13 protein-coding genes and 1 pseudogene are annotated in these 10,775 nt (G+C 57.8%); 1 reads left to right on the forward strand and 13 read right to left on the reverse strand.

Annotated elements, in window-relative coordinates; translation table 11 throughout:
* From WBF74_RS07885 to flgF, 13 genes and pseudogenes are all read right to left on the reverse strand, one after another.
* A pseudogene (locus WBF74_RS07885) lies at window positions 1–196 on the reverse strand (hypothetical protein); the annotation flags it as partial.
* 10 nt (window positions 197–206) lie between these two features.
* Window positions 207–473 (reverse strand): flagellar biosynthesis protein FliQ, encoded by a 267-nt coding sequence (gene fliQ, locus WBF74_RS07890; protein ID WP_424437792.1) that lies wholly within the window; start codon window positions 471–473, stop codon window positions 207–209.
* 10 nt (window positions 474–483) lie between these two features.
* Window positions 484–825, reverse strand: coding sequence for a flagellar hook-basal body complex protein FliE (locus WBF74_RS07895; RefSeq protein WP_424437756.1), 342 nt, complete (start codon window positions 823–825; stop codon window positions 484–486).
* Window positions 826–830: 5 nt separating this feature from the next.
* Window positions 831–1,250, reverse strand: coding sequence for a flagellar basal body rod protein FlgC (gene flgC / locus WBF74_RS07900; protein ID WP_424437759.1), 420 nt, complete (start codon window positions 1,248–1,250; stop codon window positions 831–833).
* 12 nt (window positions 1,251–1,262) lie between these two features.
* Entirely contained in the window at window positions 1,263–1,658 is a 396-nt protein-coding gene (locus WBF74_RS07905; protein WP_424437762.1) for a flagellar basal body protein, read from the reverse strand.
* A gap of 65 nt (window positions 1,659–1,723) precedes the next feature.
* Window positions 1,724–2,779, reverse strand: coding sequence for a flagellin (locus WBF74_RS07910; protein WP_424437765.1), 1,056 nt, complete (start codon window positions 2,777–2,779; stop codon window positions 1,724–1,726).
* A gap of 12 nt (window positions 2,780–2,791) precedes the next feature.
* On the reverse strand, window positions 2,792–4,264 hold the full coding sequence (flgK, locus tag WBF74_RS07915; protein ID WP_424437768.1) for a flagellar hook-associated protein FlgK: 1,473 nt from the start codon (window positions 4,262–4,264) through the stop codon (window positions 2,792–2,794).
* A 34-nt stretch (window positions 4,265–4,298) separates the two neighbouring features.
* Complete coding sequence (locus WBF74_RS07920; RefSeq protein ID WP_424437771.1) at window positions 4,299–5,576, reverse strand: flagellar hook protein FlgE; 1,278 nt, start codon at window positions 5,574–5,576, stop codon at window positions 4,299–4,301.
* A gap of 168 nt (window positions 5,577–5,744) precedes the next feature.
* The gene (locus WBF74_RS07925; protein WP_424437774.1) at window positions 5,745–6,845 is read right to left on the reverse strand and encodes an OmpA family protein; all 1,101 of its coding nucleotides are present in this window, start codon (window positions 6,843–6,845) and stop codon (window positions 5,745–5,747) included.
* A gap of 11 nt (window positions 6,846–6,856) precedes the next feature.
* Entirely contained in the window at window positions 6,857–7,585 is a 729-nt protein-coding gene (gene flgH, locus WBF74_RS07930; RefSeq protein ID WP_424437777.1) for a flagellar basal body L-ring protein FlgH, read from the reverse strand.
* A 9-nt stretch (window positions 7,586–7,594) separates the two neighbouring features.
* Window positions 7,595–8,059, reverse strand: a complete 465-nt coding sequence (gene flgA, locus WBF74_RS07935) for a flagellar basal body P-ring formation chaperone FlgA (protein WP_424437780.1) — start codon at window positions 8,057–8,059, stop codon at window positions 7,595–7,597.
* On the reverse strand, window positions 8,059–8,844 hold the full coding sequence (gene flgG / locus WBF74_RS07940; RefSeq protein ID WP_424437783.1) for a flagellar basal-body rod protein FlgG: 786 nt from the start codon (window positions 8,842–8,844) through the stop codon (window positions 8,059–8,061). Before flgG ends, flgA begins: the two co-directional genes overlap by 1 nt.
* A gap of 31 nt (window positions 8,845–8,875) precedes the next feature.
* Window positions 8,876–9,595, reverse strand: coding sequence for a flagellar basal-body rod protein FlgF (gene flgF / locus WBF74_RS07945; RefSeq protein WP_424437786.1), 720 nt, complete (start codon window positions 9,593–9,595; stop codon window positions 8,876–8,878).
* A gap of 139 nt (window positions 9,596–9,734) precedes the next feature.
* On the opposite strand from flgF, the gene WBF74_RS07950 reads away from it, so the two are divergent.
* The coding region (locus tag WBF74_RS07950; RefSeq protein ID WP_424437789.1) for a hypothetical protein at window positions 9,735–10,775 on the forward strand (1,041 nt) is incomplete at its 3' end.

The following is a 10,775-nucleotide window of genomic DNA, read 5'->3' on the forward strand; positions in this document are numbered from 1 at the left end:
CACCAAGCTCGTCTCCCGTCAGCTCCCGATAAATCGACGATACAATGGGAATGTGCTGGAGCGGATTGATGACATCAAGAAAATCAGAAAAACCAAACTCGCCTGCAGATACCTTCTCCGTATTCCCACGCACGCGAACGTCAGAGGCCATTGGCCCCGGCCGATCAAGCGTTGCATGCGTGTAAACGACAGACATACCCGTCCTCCTAGAACCCTGTAGCTATGCGGTCATAGAGCGAGAAGGTGAAATGCGAGAGGCCCTGATAAATGAAGGGCGCGGATATAACGGCAACGAGAAGAATGGCACCGATCTTCGGCACAAAAGTCAGCGTCATTTCCTGCACCTGCGTCAGCGCCTGCAGAAGCGCAATGGAAATGCCTACAATCATGCCAACCGCAAGCATGGGCGAGGTGACGAGAAACGCGGTCCACACACCATCCCGAACAAGATCAATTGCATCTGCTTCGTTCATCACTCAAGCCTCAGACCGGCATCCGCATGATTTCCTGATAGGCACTCACCAGCTTGTCACGAATAGCGACAGCTGACTGCAGCGTCACTTCCGCGGCCATCACGCCTTCCACCACCTGCTGCGCGCTTGCTTTGCCCTGCGCCCCCGCCACGGACACTGCCTCACTCCGGCGCAACACGTTTACGGAGTCCGTCACCAGCCCCTTTACGAAGCTGCCAAACTCCGCCGCATCTGCCTCGCTTGGCTTCAGGATTGCCTGCGAGCCGTTCGATACGCCTACGCCGAAGGCCTTTGCTTCCTCGTAAAGTTTCGCAACCCGGCCAATTGCCGCCGCGCCGTCAAGCATTGTCATCTACCTCAGTTACGGCGAATGAGATCGGTGGTGCGCATCATCATGGTGCGCGCCTGTTCGATAATGTTGAGATTGGCCTCATAGGAGCGTGTGGCTTCGCGCAGATCAGCCATTTCGATAAGTGCCGAGACATTCGGCAACTTCACATAGCCTGCCGCATCTGCCGCCGGATGGCTCGGATCATAGTTCATCCTGAAATCTGACTTGTCCACGCCAATGGCCTTCACCTTCACCATCGACGCACCGATAGCGCGGTCAAGCTCGGCATCGAATGTTACCGTCTTGCGACGATAAGGATCACCGCCCGGTACATCAGAAGTGGAATTGGCATTGGCGACGTTTTCGGACACCACGCGCATTCGCGTGCTCTGTGCCTGGAGGCCAGTGCTGGCTATCGCCATTGCCGCTGTCAGTGGATCACTCATTATGACTTCCCGTTATCTCGGCCCGCTGACGGCCTGGCTCAGAAGATTCACATTCGACTTGTAGATGTTCGACACCAGCGCATAGGACGTCACCGTGTCGGACGCCTTGAGCATTTCCTGCTCAAGCGAAACGCCATTGCCCGACGGCACGAGTTCCCAGGTCTGGCTCTTGCCATCCATCCGCAGCTTGCCCCCCGCCGTGGAGGAAATGGGCAGATGGCCGGGCCTTGTGCGCTCCATTGTCACGACGGCATTTTTCAGTTCCTCGGAAAAGGGCTTCAGGTCGCGCGCCACAAACTTCGGCGTGTTGGCATTGGCGACATTCTCGGCGATCACCTCATGCCGCATCGCCAGATAGGACATCCGGTCACTTGCGACACCGAAAAGAGGTATCCCCATCAGATCCATGGCACCAACTTCCTTTCCCTTACCGGTTCATAGTCCGGCGCCGGCCTTAAACCGGGATTTCAGTTTCAGAGAAAATTGATAATGCTGAGCCTGTTGACGCGCGCGGTGATCGAGAAGGTGCTTTCGATCTGAGTCATCACATGGGAAAGCCGGACCGCGGTTTCATAGGGATCAACCTGTTCCAGCGCGGTAATCTGCTTTGCCATCAGGTCGGACATCAGCGAGTGCCGTTCGTTCGTGCGCTCGATCGACTGTTCCGACAGGCCGAGAATTGCCTGCTTCTGCTGGATCTTGAACATGCCAGCCTGAATATCGGCCATGGCGGCATCGAGCACCTGTCTGTACTGGCCTGCAGGCATGGAGTCAGGGTCGATAGCTGCAAGTGTATAGGCCGCCCGGAGCATCAACCGCACACCTTCCTCATTGGCGCGCGCCCCGCCCGGCACGTCTGTCGATGCATCTATCTTCGCTGCGATGTCCTGATCATTGCCATTGTAGAAGGTGGCATCGAAGCGATAATCCGCATTGCTGTGCGTGCTGTCGAAGACGGAGGCAATGCCATCCGGCCCGGAAAGGAGATCGGCAAGGCTCGCCGCATCCGTTACGGGCGGTTTGGCCGCGATCACATTCTTGATCACTTCCATCGGCGAATATCCTGTCACCGGATGGGTAAGCTGAGAAAGCTGAAGCGGCTGAACGTCAATCACCGTTCCGGCGAAAAGCGAGCGGCCGCCAAATGAGGCATTCAGCGCGCTTTCAATATTTTCGATAAGGTCCGCCGCCGCAGAAGGCATGAAACCGGCAGCAGTTTCCCCATTCAGCGCGGCAACAATCTTGGTGATAAAATCGTTGCCGTTTGACGTCAGATTGCTGAAAGCGTGCTGTGTCACTTCAATGCGCGAGGAAAGCGTCTTGTTATTCAGGAGATAAGACTGCGCCTCGTTATAGCTTTCGCGGAGCAGAATATCCCGGCTCGTCTGCGCCCCGAGCTTTCCCGCAACGTCGAAATGCTTGCCTGTCGCCTGCTCCTGCTGAAGAACGAGAAGCTGCTTCTGGGTATCGGCTATGGACTGCCTGCTGAGAAGCCCCATTCCCATCGTGGATACGTTGCGAACATTCATGGCATCTCACCCCTATCTCATGGCCTCAAAAAGCGAATCCAGCATGGCATTCGCCATCGAAATCACCTGCGCGCTTGCGGCATAGCTTCGTTCAATCGAGAGCATTTTCTGCATTTCATCATCAATGTTCACGCCGTCGCGATTGAGCCGCGTATTGGAAAGGCCGGAAAGAACAAGCGACTGTGCTACATAGGCTCTGTCGGCTTCGCTGCGGACCTTCTGAATATCGGCGGTGGCGCTGGCGGCAAACTCCGCAAGCTTTGCGGCTGTCTGAAGCCCCGCCCCGGGGTCGAAGCTGAAAGTCTGCGAGAAGATCGCCTGAAAGGCATGAATCTGCGTCGGGTCACCCGCCGCCCCCGCTGCGGTAGCGTGAACACCATCCCGCAGGAGAGCGGCATTCGCCTCAACAAGCCCGTTCACCGAAAGCCGCCCGGCAAGCCCCGGCACATAGGCCAGCGGGTCAACCGGCCCGCCATTATCGGTGAAGAGGCCGGTATCTGCGGGGGGAGCGCCTGTTACCGTTGCATCGGCAGCCTGAAAGGCTGCTGCAACATGCGCGGCAAGCTCATCTGCTTGCTTTTGCACCAGCGGCATAATGCTGTCGCGGATCTCGAACAATCCCGCCAGCGTACCCTCACGTATGGCGCCGGGATAGGTGCTTGAAAAGGATATATCAACACCATCCACCATCAGCCCCGAGAGCGGTGAGGCAGCAGGCGGCGGTACATAGGCCGAATTGGCCGGTATGATAGCAGAGGTCTGGAAACTGAGTTCATGGACCGCATTGTCGAGCAGCGTCACGCCGCCTTTCGTCATCACCACGACATTGTGTCCGGACTGGATGACATTGATCGGCAGGTCCCGCGCAAGAGAATCCAGCAGCCGGTCACGCTCGTCCCGCAGATCGCTTGTATCAATCCCCGCGCTTGCCTGACCCGCAATCTGGCGGTTCAAATCATCAATCCGATGGAGTGATGAATTGACGTTGCGCACGATGGAGTCGATCTGGGAGTCGGCATCCTCTCGCGCTTTCTGCACGCCGCGATCAATGGTCTGGAATGACGAGATAAGGGCTTCTGCTGCCGCAACGGCAGACTTCTGCAGCGTTGCATCTTCCGGTGCATTACCCAGTTCCTGCAACGCACGGTCAAGCTTGCCGAGCGCGGAGGCAAGTGATCGCTCATCCTGCGGCTGGCCTACCAGATCGGTGAAGACAGTCAGCGAGGCAGACAGCACATCCTGTCGCCCCACACTGGCGGCTGCAATACGCATGTCGCGGATCAGATATTCATCCACCTTGCGGCTGATACCCTGGACCTCAACACCCATGCCGACGCCATTGACGATCCGATTTCCCAGATTCACATCCTTGCGGACATACCCTTCCGTCTGGGCATTGGCGATGTTCTGGCTGACGATGGCCGCCTGTGTTTGCGCCGCCTGAAGCCCGCTCATCGCGGACTGTATCGCCTGAGAAATGGTCATCTTTCCTGTCCTCGGTCTTGAGCCCTACTCGCTATCAGCGCTTCAGGTTCGTCAGTTCCTGCAGCATCTCGTCGCCGGTCTGGAATATCTTGGCGTTGGAGGAGTAGGCACGCTGCGTCTGGATGAGTTCAGTCAATTCCTCGGCGATATCCACGTTGGAGGCTTCAAGCGCACCGGAGATAACCTCACCCGCCGGCCCCTTGCCGGCATCCCAGAGGCGCATGGTTCCCGCTTCCTGCGAGAGACGGAATGTGTTGCCGTCTTCCGAAACGAGGCCGTTCGGGTTTGTCACATTGGCGAGCGGAATCTTGTAAACAGGCGTCCGCTGACCGTTGTTGAACACGGCCGTCACGATGCCGTCTTCGCCAATGTCAACGCGCAGAAGCTCACCCACCTGAGCACCGTCAATGTTGATACGGTTCGGCGAATAGTCGCCCACAAACTGCACCACGCCATTGAGCGAGTTGACCTCGCCAAGACGAAGATCAATGGACTGTCCATTGACCGTGGTGAGAGAGGCAACGCCACCCGCAAAAGGCAGGGCAGTGACGATGGAAGCAGGCGTACCGGCATTCGCGCCCGTGGCATTGAAGACATAATCAACAGTGCCGATGCTCGTGCCGTCATAGTCGAGAATGTTGAGCGTCCACTGGTTCTCCACCGCAGTATCCGGTTGCCACTCCAGCGTCATACGGCGCGCATTGCCGAGCGGATCGTAATAGGTGACAGAAGTCTGAAGCGGAGCCACCGGTGTACCCGTGCCCGTGAGCTGCATCGGCAGGTTCGCGGCGAAATCAACCACTGTGGTCGGCGCACCCGCAAAACCGAGGCTCGCGACATTGATCGTTTGCAGGTCGGCGAAGGAATCCTGCGACGGATTCGGAATGGTCGTTGTGCCATCAGAATTGAGCGCATAGCCCTGCAGATAAAAGCCTGCCGAGTTCACGAGGTCGCCATTCTTGTCAATGGCGAAGGAGCCCGCCCGCGTCAGCGCATATGTCGTATCGGCGCCACCGCCCGCATTATTTGCAACGACAAAGAAACCGCCGCCGCCGATCGCAAGGTCCGTAGTGCTGGATGACGTAATGAGGCTGCCCGCGCTCGACACATCCATGCGAACCGCAGGGCGCACGCCGCCCGATGTATATTCGGTGCCTGTCGCCGCCTGCGTCACCATCGTGGTGAACTGCACATCGGCGCGCTTGTAGCCGATGGTGCTGGAGTTCGAGATATTATCGGCGAGTGCGCCGAACTTCATCGACTGCGCCTGAAGTCCGGAGACACCGGCCCGCATTGCACCCAAAACACTCATGGATAGCTCCTTGCTTCATCATGTTGTCCCCGGTCATTCTGGACAGGAAGCAGAGCCCTTCTTGGGATGCAGCTTGGCAAGCTGTGACGCCGCCATATGGTGCAATGCTAGAAGCGCATGTTTAAGGCAGGGATAAAGATTCAGACCCTTTGCAGCTGGAGCCGCTTCTCATCCCTGGCTTGCAAGCACAAGAATGGTGATACGCCGGTTGCGGGCATCAAACGCATCTTCCTCGATCAGCGGTGTGCGATCGCCATGCCCCTCGACACGCAGGATGCGGTCGGGCGCCATACCGCCTTCGACAAGTGCGCGCCGTGCCGCATTTGCGCGATCAGCAGAAAGCTCCCAGTTGGAATAACCGTCGGCCGTGCGATAGGGAAGCGCATCCGTATGGCCGGTTATCATGATTCCGTTCGGAATATCCCGGATTACCTGCGTGATCGCAGAGACAATCTCCGCCGCCTCGTTTTCCAGCCGGGCAGAACCCACCGGAAACATCGAGAACTTGTTGTCATCCGTGATCTGGATGCGAAGCCCGTCCTTGTCGATATTGAGCCTCACATTATCGGTAAGGCCATTGTCCTCCAGAAGCTGCGTCAGTTGTGCAAGCAACTCCATGCGCAGGGCTTCGAGATCCTCTCCGCGCCCAGCTCTTTCATGCAAGGGGGAAACCTCAAGCTCCGACAGAAGTTTCTCAAGCGCATCCGGGTGAGTAACCAGTTCCTGATAAGTGTCGAGCGCAATCGCCTCGTTGGGATCACCAAAGGGATCATCAAAGGTTCTGACTGCGGTTTCTTCGGGCGTGGCAGTGAGGTCAGTTCTGATCTGCGCCATGGGGGCAACGCTCAGATCGCGCGCCTCATCCTTCGGCTTCGTTCCCCGCTCCATCTGCGCGCCCTGCGGCATACGCTTCTCGGTCCCGAGTGCTGAAACATAAGGAGGGGCTGTCATCGGATGGCCGAGACGCCCTGCCCCGTCCGGCGCGTCGAGCGAGCCTTGCGTGTCGGTCGTGCGGCCGGCCAGAAGCCCGTCGGTGCCGGACGTACCGGTCGAAACAGAAACAGGATTGAAATAATTGGAGATGCCGTCGCGTTGCTCCTTCGTTGTCGCATTGACAAGCCACATAAGCAGAAAGAACGCCATCATCGCCGTCACGAAGTCAGCATAGGCGAGCTTCCACACCCCCGTATGTCCGCCTTCAAGTTCCGGGTCATGCCGCCGCACTTTGACGATGACAACTTCCTGCGTTTCCTGCGACTTTTCTGCCACGAGCCCGCCCCTCACCAAGGCATCACAATGTCATAGACCTGCTGCCCATAGCGCGGCTGCTGCACATCCGAGATCATGCCCCGCCCGCCATAGGCAATCCGGGCCTCGGCAATGTCCTTGTAGCCAATCTCGTTTGCAGCATTGATATCCATAGGCCTGATCACGCCTGCGACGCGCAGATCCCGCATTTCATAATTCACAAGAACTTCCTGACGTCCGGAGATGGCGAGGTTGCCATTCGGCAGGACATCGATTACGACGGCCGCAATGCGGAGCCTGATCTGTTCCTTGCGGTCAATATCGCCACTCCCCCGGCTACGACTGCGACTTGAGCCCTGAACGGCGGGGGTCAGCTCAAGCTCGTTGACCGCATCCGTCGCAATATCCTCAAGTCCGAAAAGCGCCTGCAGCGATGCGTCCTCCGACGCCTCGCGGCTGCGCTGGCTCGTATTATTGAGCTTGGCGCGGTCATCAATATCAATCAGAACAGTCACGATATCGCCGATCTGCTTTGCTCTCACATCGACGAAGAATTCCTTGTTGCCCGGCGACCAGAGCGACGAAAAAGCGCGCGGGGCTGGCTCATCGACAGGCATGGGGATCGATATCTGGCGCGCGATTTCGCCATCATGCTTCGCCACCACCATCGGGCTGAAATCGGGCGCCACGCCAACACGCGAAAGCCTGTCGCATCCACCGAGCATCGCACAGGTCGCCATCAGAACTACGAGCTTCTTCATTTCCCGCCCTTACCTGCCAATATCGACCTGGCTGTAGCCACTCACCGTTGCATAGAGGACCGATCCCGTATCCGGGTTTGTCACGCGCACTGTCTCGCCCATTGCGCCGTCTTGCGCGGAAACCACCCGCAGGCTGAGTTCGAGCCCGCCTTGCGTGTAGCGCGCCTGAACACGCTTATTCCGCTCCACCAGCACAGGCTTTCCGACCGTCAGCGAAGAAATCACATGCCCCGGCAGCAAGGTGCGCCTGGCCTGCATTCCGACAATATCGTCCATCTCCGTCACGCTGTCGGGGCGCAGGCGACGCACAGGAATCTCGATCTTCTGCAAATCTGCCCGGGAGATCAGATCGCCCGCCTGAATGCGGGTTGCAGGCACAATGGCATAGGCCATCTCCTCAGCCTCCGCCCGAAGGGGCAAGAGCGCAAAACACGCAAGAAAAGCCAGCCACCGGATGCAACGTCTCATGACCATCACCTCATATTCGTGACGGTGCTCGACATCTGATCTGCCGTTTCAATGACCTTGGAGTTCATCTCATAGGCGCGCTGGGCGGAAATGAGATCGGTGATTTCCTGCACCGAGTTCACATTGGAACTCTCAAGAAACTTGTGGCGGATCTTGCCGAAACCATCATCAGAAGGCACCCCCACAACAGGCGCGCCAGATGCCGTCGTCTCGGCAAAAAGATTGTCGCCCAGCGCATCAAGGCCGATTTCATTGGCGAAAACCGCAATCTGGATCTGGCCCACATTCACCGGCTCCACCTGATCGGGAACCGTGGCGAAGACCTGACCGCTCTGATTGACCGTCACATCAATTGCATTGTCCGGAATGGCAATGCCCGGCTGCAACACGAAGCCGTCTGCCGTCACAAGCTGTCCTTCCGGCGACTTCTGAAAGGCGCCAGCGCGCGTATAGGCGGTTTCGCCATTCGGCAGATCGATCATGAAATAGCCGCGACCTTGAAGCGCCAGGTCGAATGTATTGCCCGTTTCCATAAGGCTGCCCTGAAGTGCCACGCGGCGCACCGCCGTCGTCTTCACTCCAAGGCCGATCTGAATCCCGGCGGGGATGATGTTTCCTGCGTCGGTTGACTCTGCCCCCTGCCGCCGCTCGGTCTCATAGAAGAGGTCGGTGAACTCCGCCCGCGCCCGCTGAAATGCGGTCGTGTTCATATTGGCGATATTGTTCGAAATCACCTCGACATTCGTCTGCTGCGCCATCATGCCGGTCGCGGCAATGCTCAGAGCCCTCATGTCACTCTCCTTTGTCTTTCATAACCGGCTGTTACTCGATGCGACCAATCGTGCGGATCGCATTTCGTGCGGTTTCATCGCCTCCTTCGACCAGCGTTTGCGCACGCTGATAGGCGGCTGAAATATCGATAAGCTGCGTCATCGCCAGCACGGCATTGACGTTTGAAAGCTCAAGCGTCCCCTGCATCAGCTCAATGCCTTCGGCTGGTGTCAGGGCGCCACCGCCGACATAGAGCCCTCCCGCCTCATGCGCCAACGCGCCTTCATCGGCGGCCCGCACAATCTCTATGCGTCCGAAGACGCGCTCACCATCGCCTATGGTGCCGTCCTTCATGATCTGGAGATTGCCAGCATCTTCCGGGATTTCGACAGGCGCACCACCCACGCCAAGCACTTCATAGCCCGCGTGGTTTACGAGCGTTCCCTCTGGATTGAGATGCAACCTGCCATCACGCGTGAGGCGGACACCGTTTTGCGTCTGGACCTGCAGCCAGCCCTCGCCCCGGATCGCCACATCAAGGGGGTTTCCCGTTTCGCGGAAGGTGCCTGCTTTCCTGTCTGTGTAGCTGAACTTGTCCACCACATAGGAAACGGTCTGCCGGTCATGCGTCTTTTCCAGATGACTGTCGAAGAGAACGGACTCCGCGCGAAACCCGACCGTGTTCACATTCGCGATATTATTGGCCAGCACATCAAGCTGCTGCCGAAGCGCTAGCTGGCTGGAAAGCCCCACATAAATCTGCGTCTGCATCGCCTCGTCCCGGTTCCGTCTCAGCTTTGAACGTGGGTTTAACCTGAGGCAGGCAGTTTAAACGGGCGTTTCGATTTCAACCGGACAGGCGGAAATGAGAACAGTCAATACAAACCGGCGGGCTAGCAGACATCTGAAGATGAAGCTGCTCGCAACCACCATGCTGATCTCTATGTCTCTCCCCGGCACATCCCTGGCGCTGGAGAGCGAACAAAGCTTCCTCGAAAGCCGCCAGACACTCGAAAGACAGATTGCAAATACAGAAGGTGACGAGCAGGCCTATGCGCGGCTTCAGCTCATGAAGCTCTATATGGAGCACAGTTTCTATCGGGAGGCCTATGCGCTTGCGGCAGGCACCGCCGATACACCTCAAGCCATGACACACCCTGACGATCAGGAAATGGCAAAGACCGCCTTCATTCTCGCCCGCCTTCCTGACAGCGAAGACATACTCGGCGCTCGGAGCTTCACCCTGGCCGACCCTGCCAAGGAGATTCTCTGGCAGCTTGTGCATGCGGCCCATTCCGGCAAAGCCATTCCGGGAGATATCGAACCCGCAAAAGCCCTTCCCTCCCTGCATTCAGTCGCGGAATATTCAACAGCCATTCAGCAGCACGTCGCTTTGACGCTCATCAATGCTGCTTTTGATGCAGGTGACGGAATCTTTGCTCGCGCCCTCATCACTCATCTTCCCTCTGCTGCCCTCGCGACTTTTCCGCGGGATTGCCAGACATGGGTGTCCGGCCGTCTTGCAGAGCTTGAGAACTATCCACGCACCGCACTGGACCGCTACAAGGAGATCAAGGGACCAGACGGTCAATGCGCGGCAATGGCGATCCAGCGCCGCATTGTGCTCAGCCTTGAAAGGGGCGCTCTCTCGCCGCAAGAAGGCCTGACCGCTCTGGAGAACTTGCTTCAGGACTGGAAGGGCGATCAAGTCGAGCGGGACGCTCTCATCCTTGCCGTCCATACAGCCTCTTCATTAAACGACGGGGACAAGGCCCTTGCCTATCTGGAGAAGCTGCACAAACGCTTTCCAGAAAGTTTCGAAGACGAGCGGATCAGAGAGAAGGCCCATCACCTCGCCTTGGAACGCCTGACCATCGAGAAGGACTCCACACCGGAAGAACTCAGATCAGACCGCGCAACGTTCCGTCCTTTCATTTCCGCTGGCCTCGAT

Origin of the sequence: Parvibaculum sp., from assembly GCF_049672805.1 — a bacterium.
Taxonomy (GTDB): domain Bacteria; phylum Pseudomonadota; class Alphaproteobacteria; order Parvibaculales; family Parvibaculaceae; genus Parvibaculum.

What these genes read in the sequence shown, in the direction of transcription:
- fliQ (WP_424437792.1), bottom strand. Translation starts at nt 473, where the DNA reads ATGAACGAAGCAGATGCAATTGATCTTGTTCGGGATGGTGTGTGGACC.
- WBF74_RS07895 (WP_424437756.1), bottom strand. Translation starts at nt 825, where the DNA reads ATGACAATGCTTGACGGCGCGGCGGCAATTGGCCGGGTTGCGAAACTT.
- flgC (WP_424437759.1), bottom strand. Translation starts at nt 1,250, where the DNA reads ATGAGTGATCCACTGACAGCGGCAATGGCGATAGCCAGCACTGGCCTC.
- WBF74_RS07905 (WP_424437762.1), bottom strand. Translation starts at nt 1,658, where the DNA reads ATGGATCTGATGGGGATACCTCTTTTCGGTGTCGCAAGTGACCGGATG.
- WBF74_RS07910 (WP_424437765.1), bottom strand. Translation starts at nt 2,779, where the DNA reads ATGAATGTTCGCAACGTATCCACGATGGGAATGGGGCTTCTCAGCAGG.
- flgK (WP_424437768.1), bottom strand. Translation starts at nt 4,264, where the DNA reads ATGACCATTTCTCAGGCGATACAGTCCGCGATGAGCGGGCTTCAGGCG.
- WBF74_RS07920 (WP_424437771.1), bottom strand. Translation starts at nt 5,576, where the DNA reads ATGAGTGTTTTGGGTGCAATGCGGGCCGGTGTCTCCGGACTTCAGGCG.
- flgH (WP_424437777.1), bottom strand. Translation starts at nt 7,585, where the DNA reads ATGAAGAAGCTCGTAGTTCTGATGGCGACCTGTGCGATGCTCGGTGGA.
- flgA (WP_424437780.1), bottom strand. Translation starts at nt 8,059, where the DNA reads ATGGTCATGAGACGTTGCATCCGGTGGCTGGCTTTTCTTGCGTGTTTT.
- flgG (WP_424437783.1), bottom strand. Translation starts at nt 8,844, where the DNA reads ATGAGGGCTCTGAGCATTGCCGCGACCGGCATGATGGCGCAGCAGACG.
- flgF (WP_424437786.1), bottom strand. Translation starts at nt 9,595, where the DNA reads ATGCAGACGCAGATTTATGTGGGGCTTTCCAGCCAGCTAGCGCTTCGG.